The organism is Paenibacillus jilunlii, from assembly GCF_900102965.1.
In the GTDB taxonomy this organism is placed as follows: domain Bacteria; phylum Bacillota; class Bacilli; order Paenibacillales; family Paenibacillaceae; genus Paenibacillus_AQ; species Paenibacillus_AQ jilunlii.
In genome coordinates this window covers 212785-230027 of sequence record NZ_FNGM01000001.1, presented here as the reverse complement: position 1 = coordinate 230027, position 17243 = coordinate 212785, and the positions used below count along the sequence as shown (strand labels likewise).

13 protein-coding genes are annotated in these 17243 nt (G+C 50.2%); 1 reads left to right on the top strand and 12 read right to left on the bottom strand.

Translation table 11 applies throughout. The features are described 5' to 3' along the window. Positions 1–100 precede the first annotated feature (100 nt). The 11 genes from BLQ82_RS01035 to BLQ82_RS00980 all read right to left on the bottom strand — a co-directional run bounded on the left by BLQ82_RS01035 (position 101) and on the right by BLQ82_RS00980 (position 13857). On the bottom strand, positions 101–2257 hold the full coding sequence (locus BLQ82_RS01035) for a serine hydrolase domain-containing protein (protein ID WP_425281135.1): 2157 nt from the start codon (positions 2255–2257) through the stop codon (positions 101–103). 49 nt (positions 2258–2306) lie between these two features. After that, entirely contained in the window at positions 2307–3404 is a 1098-nt protein-coding gene (locus BLQ82_RS01030) for a DUF5808 domain-containing protein (protein ID WP_074647575.1), read from the bottom strand. Then, complete coding sequence (locus BLQ82_RS01025) at positions 3401–3802, bottom strand: GntR family transcriptional regulator (protein ID WP_062526552.1); 402 nt, start codon at positions 3800–3802, stop codon at positions 3401–3403. Before BLQ82_RS01025 ends, BLQ82_RS01030 begins: the two co-directional genes overlap by 4 nt. 396 nt (positions 3803–4198) lie before the next feature. Beyond that, positions 4199–4465: a CD3324 family protein gene (locus BLQ82_RS01015; RefSeq protein WP_062526548.1), complete on the bottom strand. Its 267-nt coding sequence runs from the start codon at positions 4463–4465 to the stop codon at positions 4199–4201. Positions 4466–4735: 270 nt separating this feature from the next. Then, complete coding sequence (locus tag BLQ82_RS01010; RefSeq protein ID WP_062526546.1) at positions 4736–6061, bottom strand: helix-turn-helix transcriptional regulator; 1326 nt, start codon at positions 6059–6061, stop codon at positions 4736–4738. 198 nt (positions 6062–6259) lie between these two features. Further along, positions 6260–8293 carry a methyl-accepting chemotaxis protein gene (locus BLQ82_RS01005; protein ID WP_062526544.1) on the bottom strand — a complete coding sequence of 678 codons (2034 nt, stop codon included), beginning with the start codon at positions 8291–8293 and terminating at the stop codon, positions 6260–6262. A 370-nt stretch (positions 8294–8663) separates the two neighbouring features. Next, entirely contained in the window at positions 8664–9617 is a 954-nt protein-coding gene (locus BLQ82_RS01000) for a radical SAM protein (protein ID WP_062526543.1), read from the bottom strand. Positions 9618–9823: 206 nt separating this feature from the next. Further along, on the bottom strand, positions 9824–11068 hold the full coding sequence (locus BLQ82_RS00995) for a stalk domain-containing protein (RefSeq protein WP_062526541.1): 1245 nt from the start codon (positions 11066–11068) through the stop codon (positions 9824–9826). A gap of 229 nt (positions 11069–11297) precedes the next feature. Further along, positions 11298–12476 carry a MalY/PatB family protein gene (locus BLQ82_RS00990; RefSeq protein WP_062526539.1) on the bottom strand — a complete coding sequence of 393 codons (1179 nt, stop codon included), beginning with the start codon at positions 12474–12476 and terminating at the stop codon, positions 11298–11300. Positions 12477–12574: 98 nt separating this feature from the next. Then, positions 12575–13237: a deoxynucleoside kinase gene (locus tag BLQ82_RS00985; protein ID WP_062526534.1), complete on the bottom strand. Its 663-nt coding sequence runs from the start codon at positions 13235–13237 to the stop codon at positions 12575–12577. Then, complete coding sequence (locus BLQ82_RS00980) at positions 13234–13857, bottom strand: deoxynucleoside kinase (protein ID WP_062526533.1); 624 nt, start codon at positions 13855–13857, stop codon at positions 13234–13236. The genes BLQ82_RS00985 and BLQ82_RS00980 overlap by 4 nt, the downstream gene beginning before the upstream one ends. A gap of 212 nt (positions 13858–14069) precedes the next feature. Between BLQ82_RS00980 and BLQ82_RS00975 the strand changes: the two genes are divergently transcribed. After that, positions 14070–15569, top strand: a complete 1500-nt coding sequence (locus BLQ82_RS00975; RefSeq protein WP_062526531.1) for a stalk domain-containing protein — start codon at positions 14070–14072, stop codon at positions 15567–15569. 91 nt (positions 15570–15660) lie between these two features. On the opposite strand, the gene BLQ82_RS00970 is transcribed toward BLQ82_RS00975, so the two are convergent. Then, the gene (locus tag BLQ82_RS00970) at positions 15661–17232 is read right to left on the bottom strand and encodes a hypothetical protein (RefSeq protein ID WP_062526528.1); all 1572 of its coding nucleotides are present in this window, start codon (positions 17230–17232) and stop codon (positions 15661–15663) included. Positions 17233–17243: the final 11 nt, after the last annotated feature.

Sequence of the window (17243 nt, the reverse complement as noted above, 5' to 3'; positions counted from 1 at the left end):
AATCTTAACATTTTGACTAAGTGGATTGTATTGGGTTATGTTAGCCCGTTAACAAAGAAATGGAGCAGCTTAAGCCAGTTATGAAATACCTATTGCGGCGTTACTGCGCGGAAATCACGAACTTCGCGCCGGCATCTCCGGCGAAAACAATCGATCCTCCCGCGGGCAGTCCGACCTTATCCTTGCCTCCGATGACACTGAAGTAAATGCATGTACCTTTTGCATTATATATAGCAAAGGAGGCGTTCGAGGACATGCTCACCTTAACGGTCTTGCCCGCGTCTTTGTCGCTTATCGTATACCATCGGGCGTGTCCGCTGGGCGGAATCTTAACGATTGACTTCTTAGCGATGTAGATGGGCTTCACGGCAGCTTCGTTTACTAAGAGGCTTCCACCAAGATCCAGGTACTCAACGCCGTCCTGTGTAAAGAACGTATAACTTGAGAGATCACGCCCGCTCATTCCCGGAATTTGCAATTCGGAGACGGCTGTATCCGGGCCTGTTATTCGCTTATCCAACACGTACCCCGGCAATTGTTGCGACACCTTTAATTGGATGGGCTGCATCATCATGTAAACGAGAGACGTATACTTCTCATTCAGCAGATAATACTTCTTGCCGTCGCGCTGAATCCATGCTGCTTTGGTCTCTACCGGGAGTTCTTGGGGCTGGAGCTTCTCGGCGTTGTACACGGATGCAGACATTTGCCCAAGACCCGGCAATGAAGCGTATTGACGTATCCATAAGTAGGTGCGGCCGTTCTCCTCCGTCACGAAGCTGATCTTCGTATTCCCGTCCGCACTCCGGAACGTGCCGTCGGCCGAATACCCGAAGGTCTGAGCCGGAGTTCCGGGAGACTGCTCCGAAGCGATGGACAAGACGCCGCCTTTCGTAATATCGATGTTAACCGTTGTATTAGTCGCGCCATAGATTCCCGAATACTGCAGCACGGACTCCGGCATATCAGCCTTTACCGGCGCGCCGTATGACTTCTCAGGCTTGAAGTCGGCAATCGTCCCTTTCTCCTTCAGCGCCTGAAGCAGGATTTCGTTCGCCATAAGCCGGTCGGCCGTACTGCTCCCGCCGGAAGTGATAACAGCTGCCGCCATGCCCTGTTCGGGAAGCACAACGAGCGACGAGTGATAGAGAATCGTGTCCCCGCCTTTGGTCAACGCCTTCATCCCGTATTCGCTGAAAGGATACAGATTGACATTGTCCCAGCCGAGACCATATCCGTAATCGAATGAGCTGGCCTCATCCTCAGGCCACAAAGGGGTCTTGTACTCGTCCTGCGCCATGGCCGCCGACGATTTACCGGACAAGATTTCTTCCGCCTTCCCCGTGAACATTTGCGAGAACCGAACCAGGTCTTCCGCCGTGGAATATATGCCTCCCGCTCCAATCACGTTGCTTGTCTCGTTGGGGAGCTGTCCTGTGTAGGCAGGATAATAGAGTCCCGCCATCTTTGCTGTGCTCAAAGAATCCAGCGGCGTCTTCGTATGGGCCATACCCAGAGGTTCCGTAATATATCGATGGATATAAGAGGTAAAGTCCATGCCGCTGACTCGCTCGACTAGAATCTGGGCCAGCGTAAATCCGTCATTGCAGTATACCGAATAAGCGCCCGGTGCTGCCTTTAAGGTCTGACCGGCCAATTGCCCCAGCAATGTGTCGTGGGCGTAAGTATCGTTATCTTCGAATAAAAAGGCGTTCGTCAGCGACGATCCGTTCAATCCGGAAGAATGATTCAGCAGCATGCGCGGCGTAATCTGCTTGTAGCGTTCATCCTTCATCGTAAACTCGGGGATATACCGGACGACCGGCGTATCGAGATTAATTTTCCCTTGGTCGGCCAATTGCATGGCGGCAACCGTGGTAAACATTTTACTCGTCGAGCCGATCCCGTACATCGTTTCTTTTGTGAGCGGCTTCTGTCCCTGCTCATCATTTTTGCCGGACTGGCCGGATACGATGATGCTGCCATGATCGATAATGGCGTACTGCACGCTGTTCGTACCGTAAGTTTTCGTGAGGAGATCAGCCTTCTCCTTTGCAGCTTTCCGGGTTGCTTCGTAGGTGATTACAGCCTTGTTCGAGGGCAGGTCCATTTCCGGCGTTAGCACGGTTAAAGGTACAGAGCTTGACTCGATCACCTTGGATGTATTCAGTGCCGCTTCTATGTTCTGCATTGCAGCCAGTGCTGTGTTGCCGTCCCATGAGCTTAGCACCAGACACCAAACTAGCAAGGCTCCCATTATCCATCTGTTTTTCTTCATGTGAACTCTCCTTCCGAGATTGCTTTATTTATCGAAAATTGAACATGATTACGAGAATGGCGGTCACCAGAACGGCTATCATCGCAGCGGCTACGGTCTTACCGGGCGGATTAGCCATATTGATCGTCCATAAGAATCCGTACCGGTCCGGAACGAATAACGCCGGGTCTTCAGGGTTCGCGTAAATGCTGCCGAGCCACTTCCAGTGCCTTTCCTCCTGCGACGGAATGTCTCTTATCTGATCAAGACCTCTGAAGCGCAGGTAAAGCAAGACGCCGATCAGCGTCAAGAAAAACAATACTAAGAACGAGATGTTGCAGCGCACGAGCAGATTGAGATTCCAGCCGTACAGTATTACGGCTTGCAGCAACCCTATGTTTACAATTCCCAGCAGCGAAATGCCCCAAGCCGAAATCGAGTGGATTTTCTTGAGCTTCAACTGTTTCCGTAACGATCCTTCCCGGTCCTGGGGATCCAGCGATGTCCTGGCACGGCAGATCATCAGATTATAGCCGGCGAAGAACACGATCATCAGTGCTTGCACGAGGTTCATCATGAACACGGTCCGTACGGATTTGAAAGTGTACTGATCCGGAAGGCCGTCCGGCCCCATATGCGTCGCGAACGACTGTGGAATCGCGTTCCATCTCACAACGACAAAGAAGATGCATAGCGCCATCACGGCGACATGCGCTGAATACCACCAAAAGCTCAGCACCGAACCCTGCGTCCGGCCGGCCACGAGGTTTGCTGCGCGCTTTGTTTGCATGGCAACCTGCCAGCCCCTGGCCGCCTTCAAACGCAACGCGGACATCCGGCTGATCCGAATGGCGAAGAACGACATCATTATTAAAAGCAAGATGGCTGCCGCCCAATACAGGAAACTCCGGCTCGTCGTTTGATGACGCGTCACTATAAAGCAGGCTGCTCCGACGACGACGGCAAAACCACCGGTGAGTAAAACGTAATTCCGGCGAATGCCCCGGACGCCCGTATCCTGCAGGGCCTCCGCCGGCAGCGTGATGCCGAACAGCAGGGTCTGCAAGCCGATATGGGCCTGTATGCTGATCATCAACGCGACAAACAAATAAAAGCTGGATATGAAGATCGTCTCCAGTACAGTCAATGCTGTTCCCCTCCGTGATTTGTAATGGTATTCCGGTACACCGACCTGCTCTCCTGCGCGAATACCTCTTCCGTCATGCCGCGTACCGCTGCTGCCGCCGCAAGAGACCGGAGCTGCCGCCGGAGCTTCTCCTCGAACGCCTCAGTCACGCCGGGCATCCCGTCGGGCTGAACGATAACCCCCTTCTTTCGGTGTACTTGAAGAAAACCCTCTTGCTTGAGCAAATTGTAGGACTTGTTGACGGTATGGAGATTGATCCCCAAGTCCTCCGCCAGGCGTCGGACCGACGGAAGCGGGTCCCCCGGCTGCAAAGCACCGGAGGCGATCCCTTCGACAATTTGGTCAACCAGTTGTGCGTAAATCGGGGTTTCCGATTGCAGATCGAGTTCTATGAACATGAATATCTCTCCTTATGGCAGCTGCGCGTCTTCAGCGGATCATGAAACCATCTCCGCGATGATGCGGGACGGCCGAAGCCGTAGATCCAACCATATCAAGCCAACCTCCTCGTTTGTCTGTTATATTACATGTATAACACATATGATAATACCATGCAAGATTCTGTTGAAAATTCTTATGAAAACGGCAGCTGATTTTTGGGTCAGCTGCCGTGGTATCCTTATTGCACAGAGAAAACAAGCATCCATCACAAGTGGAAACGGGTACCATCCTTATAAGGACGGTACCCGTTTCAGCGAGAAATAGAAGGATAATTTATAGCGCGAAGCATATAAATTCTAATATTTTAAACAAGCCGCACCGGAACAAACATCCGATGCGGCCTTTTCAGCCGTCTATTTCTTGCCATAGACGATTTTTTTGATGCTGTCGCAGGAGAGGCAGAATTGTTCTGCCAGATGCTCAATGCCGAGCCCTGCCCTATACTGGTTACGAATCTCATTATTTCTGTGGGTCAGATATGCTCTGCCGCCGGAGTTCTCACCCCATTTGGCCTTAATACCTTCCGGCTTTGGCACGTAGAGCATCCCGCCGTGTATATATTTCTGGACTTCCTTCAGCAAGTTTTCCGGCAATACTATATCCGCGTTAACATATTTCATCGCAGCTCCGCTCCTTAAAATTAATCTGCTTTTTAAGGTGGCAAAGTCTACAGGATGAACAACGTTACTCTTGCAGGTTATTATAGCGGTGTTATGTTTCCCGCCCTATGCAAACAACCGCCATTGTTGTTCAACCATAGACTCTGCATAGAGCGGAACCCTAATCTTCTTTTACTCATCCTCATCCTCATCCTCCCTTCTATATCCAGTGGGTATGATATATACCTTTTCCTTATTGTACCATTGATCGGGAGATGCAGACACTCCCCATCAGCAGCCTCTAGCCGCACGCCCCTGTACAAACCGTTCCCGGTATTCTTTGGGGCTTATGCCGCTGTATTTTTTGAAGGCAGTGCTAAAGCTGCCGAACCCGGAATAACCGGCAAGCCTGGGGATATCACCCGCCTTGAGTTCGTTTTGCTGCAGCAGCTGCTCAGCCTTGGTTATCCGCAGCTTGGTAATATAGTCGCTAAAGGTTATGCCGACATGCTGCTTGAACTGTCTTGGCAAATCGGCCTCATTCAAGTAAAACAACTCTGCCAGGGAGGATAGCTCCAGCCTGCAGCAGAAATTCTCCCCGGCATATTTCCGGACGGCCTCAATAAGGTGCCAGCCGTCTGAGAAGCGGACCTTCTTCACTTCTTCCATCACAAGCTGCGCCAGCTCGTCCAATAAACTCCGTACCCCTTCGGGCGAGCCGGCATGGACAATGGACATCCGGGAGTTCCATACATACCTCTGCAATGAGGAACTTCCTAACTCAAACTTTTTGGCAATGGAGGCAAGCAGCAGTACCAGCCTGAGGGCCAGAAAGGTAAAAACAGTTGTGTCTCTGCCGTTGTTAAGCATAATGTCCAGCTGCTGGCGGAGGCCATGCATGTCCGGATTTTCGACTGCCCGCTTCAGCTTTCGTTCAATCTCCGGGGTAAAGGCTTGGGACAGCTCCAGATCACTGCAACACTCATCAGCTTTCTTACCGCTGCTGCTCAGGCTCCAGGACAGCATGCAGGAGGTATAACCGTTCTTCAGCCGTTTCAATCCCTTCACTTCCCCGCCAATCCCGCTCACACATTCCAGCTTCAGTTCACTGGCTATGCTGCGGTTCAGCTGCTCTATGAATCGCCGGGTCTTCCGGGCATGCTCTGCTCCCGGTTTCAGGATCACAAGAAAATACATCATTGCCGAATCTGCAGCGTCAGCAAACGGATAGATTCCTTTCCAGTCAGAGGACGTTTCCCGGCAGAGCTTGTGAAAAGCCAGATTGAGCAGGTTCCGGCGTTCCTGGCGGTCTGACATGATCTCTGCCGGCATTCTCACTTCTACCGCTGCACACTGCAGCCTCAAATCATCTGCCGCCAGCGGGGCCAGCCCCAGCTGCTGCAGACGTTCCCTAACCACTGGGAGATTGGGCCACTCATCCCTAACCATCTGCAGTAAAAAGCTCTCCCGCAGCAATTGTATTTGGTCATTCTTACTCAAAAATTCATGATCCGGGGCACGTTGATTCGGCACCTTCTGCCCGAATTCCTGGCCCGGATTGCCCAGCAGCTCATGCAGTTCTTCATATGCCGCCGGCCTTAGCAAATAATCTCTCATTTGACCCTCACCTCTTGGTAACAGTATGGACCAAAAATAGAGGTTGTAATGCCGCTTCCAGATTGCTAAAAAGACAAAAAAAGGACCCCGCCGGCAGCCGGCGGGGCCAAAGCTATATTAAAGGGGGGTTATGGATTTACTATACCCCTGCAAGCTTAAATCCAGATGAAGACAGGCTAAAGATTACATTAACTAAATTTATATTTTGAATTGTTCCACCAGCCGCTGCATTTCTTTGGCGCTGTGTGTATTTTCATCAGCCATTTTTGCCTCGTGAAAGGTTTTTTCTACGATATCCGCAGTTTTCACAGCAATGTCCTGCACCCCAACCGCACCTTCATTGACGGTAGCTGCTACCTCGTTAACAGCAATGGCTATGCTGGACACCGTCTCGTTCAGATGATCGGCGGCTTCCTCGAACTGGCTCATCAGCCCATTAATCGCCGTGGCGTCACTGTTGTACTGCTCGCTGACCTCCGCAAGCCGCTCATAATCTCCCAGCACATTCTGATCAATAAAGTGCAGGATTGCCTCGGAATTCCCCTTCATCTGTTCCACGGAAGAGTAGACATTTTTGACAACATCCTGAATGCCTGCCGCCGTTTCGGACGATTTCTCGGCCAGCTTGCGGATTTCCCCCGCCACCACGGCAAATCCCCGGCCCGCTTCTCCGGCCCGCGCCGCCTCAATCGCCGCATTCAGCGCCAGCAGATTGGTCTGGCTGGTTATGGAAAGAATCGTATCGGCGAGGACGTTGATTTCATGAATGGAGTCCGACTGCTCAATAGCTTTTTGCATTTCCACTTTTACCGAATGATAGATTTCCCGGGTATTGCTGATGGACTCGGTGGCATCATGCTGCAGCGCCAGAGCCCGTTCGGTGATCTGCACAGAGACGCCTGCACCTTCCTTGACGCGTCCGGAGATCATCCGGACATTGTTCTCAACCTCATGGATCGCCGCTGTCATCTCCTCGGTAGAGGCTGCTGTCTCTTCCATACCTGCCGACAGCTGCTCTGTAGTCGCCGAGTTGTCATGGGCATTCTCCCGCACATCAATGGACAGCTTCTCCAGCGTTTCCGCATTGTCCAGCACCTTGGTGGAGATCGTAACCAGACTGCCGGCCATTTCCCGCAGCACAGTCCGTGTATGGAACATCGCTTTGGCAATGGTGCCGGTCTCGTCTTTATTTTTGGTGAGATACTCATATTGTGAATCATATTTGAGGTCCAGCTCTGCGGTACGGTTAATCAGCTCTGTCAGCTTAATAATCGGCGAAGAAATCCGTGTAGCCACAGAGATGCCTACCAGTAAGGTCAGCAGCAGGCTCCCTAGTCCCAGCAGAACAATAAAGTTCGTCATGCTGTTGACCGGCTTCATCACCTCATCGACATCACCGGTGAGCACCAGTGTCCATTTCGTTTCCGGCAGAACGGTAAACGCAGCTTTTTTCTCCGCGCCTTCGAAGGTATATTCTACATTGCCGTCAGCTACCGTCTGACCAGCCTTCACCTGTTCCACAACTGCTTTGATCTGTGCATTCTCCACTGGTGATCCGATCTTGGCTTCATCGGGATGGTACAGAATATTGCCTGTCTCATCCACAAGGTAGGCATAGGAAGAAGGCGCATTCGCCACCTTGGCATCGGCCAGATATTTAATAATACTGTTCGCGTTGACGGCTGAACCCACGAAACCGATCATCTTGCCGCCGCTCATCACCGGGTGTATAAAAGCGAGGACATATGCGCCTGTAGATTTGGACTTCAGCGTTTCACTGATGACCGGTCCGGCGGTTTTGAGCACATTTTTCGTATAATTTCTTTCGCTGAAATCCGCTCCTATGAGCTTGGTATCACTATCCGCAACCCCTACTCCTCTCATATCGGCCACAAACATATGCTCCAGATTGCCCGCATCCTTCACCATCTGCTGAAACTTGGCATTCACCTCAGCCTGGAGCGGGTCCCCGCTGGTAAGACTTCCGCTTGCGGACTTCAGCAGCAGCTCGGCAATTTCCGATTCACCCGCAACAAGCTCCATGCTGCGCTTTTCTTTGTCTATCATGGCTCCAATGGTCTGCGCTTTGTTCGTATTGACTTGTGCCATGGCAGTTTCGGTCAAATTGAGAATGGTCCGTGTAGATTTGCTGTACGTAAAAGCCCCCATTAATACCGTAGAAATCAGTGTAACGACGATCATCAATACTGATAGCTTCATCCGAATCTTCATCTTCTTCTACATCCTTCCGTCCTGATTTCCTCGGTAGTTCTGTTCTCATCTTTAAGCAGTAACATTTATTACAATAATTATCGGATTTAAGCCTTTGATAGTGAATATTACATGGAGAAAATTAGGGTATATTATCGTATTTTGTCGAATTGTAGGTCTAAAGATTTAAATTTTTAGTCGACTAAATAAACACAAACAGACACCTAACATAGAATTTCTCCCGGCACAGGTGCTTGTTTTACGGCTAAGTTATGGACAACATTCACCGCAAGAAGCCGAAAAAATAGACCGCAGCACCAGGCTGCGGTCTTGCTTATAAATGCTGCGGCGGAATTCCGCCGGGAAACAAGCGGATTTCCTTGTTAAGGATTTATCCTTCCTGCGGGAACAGGGCATCCAGTGCCGGGCAAGGAAGCTTGTCAAGGAAATCAGAAAGCGGTGCAGGCATGTTGCTGTAAAGGTCCTTTAACGAAGTGCCTTTATAAATATTGCCGATAATGACCGGGTGGCACAGCTCGGAGATCAGAATATCCCCATTGCCGTGCAGGTGAAGCTGCTTCTTGCCTTCAATGCAGTGCGGGAAATATACCCCTGGCTGCTCCTCAAAACCCATTTGCTCCATAAAACGGTCCATGCAGGTGAAATAGAGGGTCGTATCCTCTTTTTTGCGGGCAATCAGCTCGTTAACGGCGTTCTTCAATTGTTCGCGGGCCGCAATCGCCTTCCAGCCGGTATGGCCCATAATAATGCTGTTCTGAATTTCATGGGTTCTAACTCCCATCGCATAGACATGATCGCTGATCTCCTGCATGTTGTCCTGTGTCTCATTGAACAGCAGCGTTTCCAGCACTACGTCCACACTGGTTTGGGCGAACATCGTGATGTTCTCTCTGATTTTGTCATAGATGCTGGTGTGGATATTATAATAACGCGAAAACGCCTCGGCGGTCGTAAAGTTGAAGGAAATGTGGATTGTAGTCAGTCCGGCCTTCACCAGCTGCTCAATCCGCTCTGCGTTCAGAAGGCTGCCGTTGGAATTCAACTGGGTCTGAATGCCCCGGGAGGCGCAGTAGCTAACAATTTCCACACAATCTTCGAATTTGAGGGTGACTTCTCCGCCGGAGAGACGAACCCGCTTAAGATTCGGCAGCTCCTCCAAGATGCGGATCACTTCTTTGCCTTTGATGCTCTGTCCGTCATTTCTGTTATATGCACAGCAGTAATCGCAGCGGAAATTGCAGTTCGAGGTTACCCCGACCTCCAGTCCCTCCAGCTCATAGGTCAGCGGTTTGTCCAGCTCCAGTGATTTATATTTCATGCTCATGCTCTGTATTCCTCCTGAAAGTAAGATATCTCCCGCTAAGGTCAACCCTACAAATTATACAGGTTCGCCGCATAAGTTAATGTGACATTTGTTGTGATATGGATGAACTAATTCCCGAACATGCGCAAAAGGCTGCCGGCAACGGCAGCCTTTTCGCTCGCTTAAAACTATATTTATAAGGACCCGCTTACTCAATCCAGCAAGTTCTACAATTCTACCGACTCTCCCATTTCGCTCCACACCGGCTGCCCGATCAGACCGAGGCGCCAGATGGCGATACCCTTGAGGCCATAACGTTTGGCCAGGCCGATCTTGGCATTGACCGAGGTTTCATTCTCACTGTATACCGATATGCCCAGGATCAGCTTGTCCTTGCTGACCTGCTGGAGGGCCAGACGGATGGATTCATCCACCTTGTTCATCGGCTCCGGTCCGGTTTCACCTTCATAAGCGTAAGCCATAATCACCAGATCGTCGGCAATCGTAGCCAGCGTCTTATAATCATAACCTTTATAGGAGCTGTTGAGCGGATGCAGAATGACCGTAAGCTTGAGGTTCGCGGCCTTGGCTTTGGCGGACAGATTCTTGACAAAAGTGTTGTACTGGTTCTGCACAACCGTCTTGTCCCCGGTCATGCCCAGTCCCTCCAGGTCAAGGGCGATCCCCTGAAATCCCTTCTGCGTTGCAGTATCGATGATACCGGCAATCGTCTTCTGCTGAAGCTGCAGATCCTCCACATTTTTGGTCAGCTCCAATTCCTTGTCCCCTGAATATACCATCAGATAAGGTGCTGTTCCTCCGGATGCGGCATTCTGGACAATCGATTCCGGTGTGACATCACCGGCGGCCTGCGGCCATCTGAACTCTGTCCCCGAGGTCGTGTATTGGCCGCTGCGGTCAATCCGGCTCCAGCCAAAGGCAACGGCGTCAAAAGCCGGGATCAGGGAAACCTCACCGTACGCTCCCTGCGCATAGAACCCAAGGGTATATAAATCTTTTTTCGGTGAGGTGATCGACACCGTCTTTGCTGCCTGATTCCAGGATACGCCTGCACCGAACTGCTGGCCAAAAAAACTGAGCGGAATCATCGTGGTGCCGCGGATGTTCTGCGGAGCAACGGCCAGCTTCACGGCCGAACCGTTCACCGTTGCACTTTTTCTGCCCAAGGTCAGTATTACTTTTTGGGTGCCTGAAGCCTCTTTATGGGTTGCTGTGATTTGCTTAGCCGCCTGATTCCATTCCACCTTGACACCCAGTGCCTCGGAGATTGCCCGGAAAGGCACCATCGTAGTCCCGCTCATCACCGCCGGTTCTACCGGAAAAGGTAGCGGATATCCATCAAGTACGATACGGACACCGCCTGCAGCAGCCTTAACACCTTCTGCCGGAAGTGACGTAAAACCTGCTGCTGCAACTGCTGCGCACAATACTATTTTGGCCAACCATTTCATTGCCGGATTCCCCATTCTAAGTAGGATATGAATTCGAATCTCTCAACCGCTTGCACTTCTACCATTTTACCAAACCAGGTATTATTAGCAAATTAATAGATTGTAACTATTGAGAGAGCCGGTTCTCACCCCTAATTATCCTTTCTGTATGTTACAAAAGCCGCCGCTCCCCGCGAACATTTCCGGTTCAACGGAGAAGCGGCGGCCTATGAAAAGAACGCAGCCTTCTTTATTTTACATAAGGTGCAGCAGCCCGGGCGAAACGCTCCAGCGCTTCGGCCAGAACAGAACGCGGACAAGCGAGATTAATCCGCAGATGACCCTGGCCTTCCGTACCAAAAACGGAACCTTCGTTAAAAGCCACTTTAGCCTCGCGGTACATCAGCTTTTTCAGACCCTCGGGATCAAGTCCCAGTCCGCGGCAATTTACCCACAGCAGGTAAGTGGCCTCAGGTTTCATTGGCTTCACTTGCGGCAAATGCTCTGCAAGGTAGCTTATGGCATACTCCGCATTGCTGCTGATATGCTGAATGAGCTGGTCCAGCCATTCCCCGCCTTCATTGTATGCCGCTTCCACCGCCTCCGGTGCAAAAAAAGCGGACATGTGCAGGCTGAGCGCCTTCAGCTTGTATTCAAATTTCCGTCTCAATTCAGGATTGGAGGTTACGATAAACGAGGTCTGCAGACCCGGCAGATTAAAGGTCTTTGTTGCCGCCAGTGTGGTCAGCGTAATATCCGACAGCTCTTCCGACAAGGAGGCGAATGGAATATGCTTATGTCCCGGCATCGCCAAATCGCAATGAATTTCATCGGAAATGACCGTCACGCCATACCGCAGACACAGTTCTCCAAGACGCAGCAGCTCCTCCCGTTCCCACACTCTGCCCCCCGGGTTATGCGGACTGCACAGCAGCAGCAGTTTGGCGCCGCCACTCATCAGCTCTTCGAGCTGATCATAATCCATAACATAATGGCCGTCTTCGAGTTTCAGCGGATTGACAGCCACCTTGCGGTCATTCATCCGGATCACATCATAAAAAGGATAATACACCGGCGACTGCAGAATCACCTGATCGCCCGGGTTGCTGAACAGCTCTACCGAAAGGCTCAGCGAGGTAACGATGCCGGGGGAATCAATAATCCATTCCTTTTGAAGCTCCCAGTCATGGCGTCTGCGGTACCAGCCGGTAATCGCCTCTTTGTAGGAATCACTCGTCACGCTATAGCCGTAAATCCCCTCCTGCACGCGGCGCAGAATCGCTTCCTTCACGGCAGGCGGGCTCTCAAAGTCCATATCGGCTACCCAGAGCGGAAGAATGTCCTTGTCTCCGAACAGCTTCTCGGACTGGTCCCATTTGTATGAGCGGGTATTGCGGCGGTCAATGATACGGTTAAAATCATACTTCAACTAGAATCCCCATCCTTTCTGCTTGTTCATTTATTGTACCATGGGGAGAACCTTCCGGCACCTGCTTCAGACTCATAGAGCTTCAGATTGCTGTAACCTCAGCTTCCCTGTGTTCCCACCGGTGTCCGCCCGATGGCCGCGCCCACCTGCTTGAGAATCTCCGTCATCGAAGCCGGATCATTCACATCATAATCGTCGATGTTCAGGCGCAGCACCGGACAGGCGCTGAACCCGCCAATCCACTGCGAATAACGGCCGTGCATGTGTTCCCAGTAGGAGACATCGGTCTGAATTTCCATCTCGCGTCCGCGTTCATGGATACGGGTCAGGATTGAGGGCAGGCTGCCTTCGATATAGATCAGCACATCGGGATGCGGGAAATAGGGCGTCATCACCATCGCTTCATACAGGCTGGTATAGGTGTCATAGTCCGTTTTCGACATGGTACCCTGATCGGCATGCATTTTGGCAAAAATACCGGTGTCCTCATAGATCGAACGGTCCTGGACAAACCCGCCGCCCAGCTCGAACATCTTTTTCTGCTCCTTGAAGCGTTCGGCCAGGAAATAAATCTGCAGATGGAAACTCCATCGCTCAAAATCATGATAAAACTTCTCCAGGTACGGATTATGATCCACCTGCTCCAGCGAAGTCTGAAAGTTCAGGTGTTCCGCCAGGGCCGCAGTCAGCGTCGATTTACCGACACCCACCGTGCCGGCTACGGTGATAATGGCATTATCCGGGATGTTGTATGCGTTCATTTCATTAGCTCCTTTAACTGTGAGGCGATTGCGGTGAAGTCTGCTTGGTTTTCCACAAAATCAACCTGATTTCCATCGATGGTAACTATGACGGTGGACGGCTCGGTAAGAGCTAGTGAGGCCATGGCTGCATCATAATCCTCAATTAACTGCTGCAAATAGGCGGGGGCGATGTCCTCCTCAAACTGACGACCACGTTTGGCGATACGTGCCAGCAAGGTGCCGAGGTCTGCACGGATGTAGAGAATAATATCCGGCTTCGGCAGATCATCGGTCAGCACGTGATAGATCTCCCGGTATTTTTCCCGCTTCGTTCCCTTCAGTGTACGCTCGCCAAAGATCAGATTCTTATAAATATGATAATCCGATATCACCGGTTTACCTTTATCTATGTACTGGTTCACGGTATCTTCAAGCTGCTTGTAGCGGTTGCACAGAAAAAACATCTCAAGCTGAAAGCTCCAGTCGTCCATATTCTGATAGAACTTGTCCAGGAACGGATTCTCCTCAACAATTTCTTTAATGACCGGCAGCTGCAATTCTCCGGCCAGCATGGTTGCCAGTGTGGTTTTGCCGGCCCCGATAGGGCCTTCCACGGCGATAAAAGGTGCATGTTTCATTAACGCTGATTTCCTCCTCAAATATGGACATTGCCGTGAAGCTCTCTAAAATTTGATCTAAAAACAGACTAAACTATTGTATCACAGGGAAGCTGTTTATGAGCGTTTTAATTGTGGAGAAACCTTTCGGGGTTTAGAAGCGTCTACATGTAAGATAATGGTTCAATTCCGTACTCTTTAATCTTACAAACCAAAGGAAACAGAGGTGCTCTATGAAAAAATGGACGATCATCTTCAGCACATTGCTTGGACTTAGCCTGGTTTCGAATGCATCTGCAGCAGGTTCGGACACGGCCGCTTCTTCATCAACGATTGCTTCCTTCGGAACGGACTGGCTGACCAAAACGGACGGCAGCTTCTGGATCTGGGATTACAACCAATCCGTCCCCACACAAATTCCGGAGCTGACCGGTGCCACCGGTTCCTATCCGGGAGGACTGGTAGTAATGGGGGATCAGACGATCAAGCAATGGAGTAACGATTATTATACTCCGGTGATATCAGTCAAGCAGGTCCGCGGATTAAGCTCCATCCAGGATGTTCTCGTCTGGAATAACACACTTGTCGCAGATGACGGCGGAGCGGTGTACACGAAAGTTAATTCGGACGATTCACAGTCTCAAAGTGAGGTAACCTTCGCTCCAGTGACAGGCATAGACAATGTGGCGGACATTGAAATGTATACCGAGAACCGTTCGGACTTAATTGAATACCGGCACTTGTTTCTGAAGAAAGACGGAACAGTCTGGAGAGACAACGGGGAGCTGCAAGCGTTCGAGCCTATTCAGAACCTGCATGATATTGTGCAAATTGCGGAGAACTATGCCTTGCAAAAAGACGGGACAGTATGGACTTGGCCTGCCACCTTTGAAGAAGAGAATCCTCCGGCAAGCGCTTCTGCTGCCGCCAAATTTACCGCGTTAACCCATATCAAAACCATTAAACACGATCTGAGATCCACTCTGGCCATCGACAATCAGTCCCGGCTGTGGTTCTGGGGCGGTACGGTAACCGGTTATTCAGACGGCTGGGTATACGCGGATCATCCCGATCCCGTTCTTATAACCAGCATCCAGAACGTCAAGGATGCTTTTGTTGTCGAGCATTCTCTAATCGTCCAGACGCTTGACAACAAGGTCTATTCCACATCCGTTGCCCGGGATGCCATGCCGGCAAATCCAAGCTTTGTGCTGCTCGCCTCGGATATTAGTAAGATCAAGAACGGCGGAAGGCATATGATTATGCAAAAGAAGGATGGCAGCTTGTGGGGCTGGGGCGTGAACAAAAATTCAGAGCTTGGATATGGGGATTATGAATTTATGCATGATACTCCTGTCCCTGTACAGAAACCGGTCGCCGTATCCCTGAATGGGGAGAATGTGCCCTTTACCGCCGGAGTCATTACACGGAACGGCCAAAATTTCGTCCCGCTCCGCTCGCTTTTCGACAAGCTTGGGGCCGAAATCGGCTTTGACGGAACGAGCAAGCTGGCGACCGTCACGCGCACCGATCCCAGCCTTCCGGCACTTAAAATCAGTGTCAACGCCAAGAGCGGCCAGACCACATTAAATGGTCAAGCTGTGACGCTGACGAACAAGCCTTTTACCGTAAATGGAGTCCTGTACCTGCCGCTGCGCTTCATCAGCGAGAAGCTGGGGGCAACGGTGGAATGGCTGCCGAAGGAAGAGCGGATTGCAATTACGCTGAAATAGCGGAGATAAATGATCCACAAGTTAACATGCTCCCCTTATGTAGCGGTATATAATTCCGCTTTATAAGGGGAGCATTTTTGCAGACACCTGTTCAAATGCTCGATTGCGTAACAAATCCGCAATGATTAAATTCGATGGTCAATGGCTCAGGCCGATTCCATGTTTTGCACCCTAGTCCAATTTGGACAATTTGTCCAATTTCAGAAGCCTTGAATTCCACACTTTTACGCGACTGTGCGGAATGCAGTTCGAATAGGTAACCATTCTTCTCCATTCTAATGCTTAATGTAAGAGGCTGGGCATAGAGCTCGGAAATAAACAACTCCTGAAATTCACCTGTTTTCCCAAGGACTACCGACTCATTGTTCATGATTCCCCAAAAGTATAAATCCCCGGTGGCTGTTCTGAAGATTAGTCCGGCGTGAAAAAAAACCTCGCTGCTCATAGATGAGCATTCGATATCCGCCGAGAACCAAAAATCTTTAGCCAGCTTCTCTGTTTGCTGATGCACTGCCTTTGGAGATTCATCTGTGATCCAGCAGTTATACAGCTTATCTCCTTTAAAATTAAAGATTAGCTTTTCGTTGGCTTGCGAAATAATTTGATCAGCATTGTTTTCGAACGCCAGCAGCGTCTCCTTTTGCTCATCATACCTTTGCAATTCCTCTCGCAAATCTGAAATGATCCGCATCAGCGATTCTCTCAGTACACCGTCCGCTTGGATAAATGATTCGGCTTTGTCCTCAATATCAAAATATTTTCCCCGCGTTTGGCTGACGACATAATTATTGATGAGTAAATATCCCTGGGCTAACATTGCAGCTTTGTGATCATTGAGCTCTTTAACGGTTGCTTCAGCAACGCAGCTTTCGAGCATAACCCGTATAATTTCCGAGTATAGAACATCCTTGTTCTTAATAATTTCGAATAACGGCAAACTGAGCGAATTGATCGAAGGGGCCTCCCCACCGACACCGTTCTTCATCATTTCAAGCTCTTTATATGGCTGTGTTGCCAGCTGCGTAGACATAAAATCAATATAGTCCAATAAAAGTTCAATTCGCCCCGGTGGCGGATTATCTGATTTGATGATGGAGAAGACACAAGAATGACCGTATGTTTCGATGAAAGAAGCATTCAGCTGGTCCATAATTTCAAAGGGGATTACAAACTCCTCGTAGATATGTTCCTCGTTTTTCTTCTGACATCCGTCAATCACCATGAACAACTTCTTATGAACGTCGTATCCTTTGATAAGAAAATTATGCATCCAATCCGAGGTTTTATAATGATTGGAATAATATAATTCCTTTAAATTCCCAAAAACAAAAACAGGATTTCTCCGGTCGATTTCCGCTTTCACCGCAGAAACCAAATTCTCTATCCCGTTTAAAAAATGCAACTGTAACCCGCAGGCAGCCAGCGCCTGACCCATGTAAAATTGAAATGACTCCCCTTCGGCCTTTAGATGATGGTTGTAGGCTCTAAAGAGCTTCAGGCCGATATAGAAGAGAGCTCCGTACTGCGGCCGGATTCCTTCTACTGCGAGACCTATGGGATTCTCCAGACAATTGACATAATCCAGTGTATAGGAGCTATATAGGGGACGAATATGACCGAGAACATTTCTTTCCTGCTTATCGGCACCATTTCTTGTTAACATCGCATTCCGCC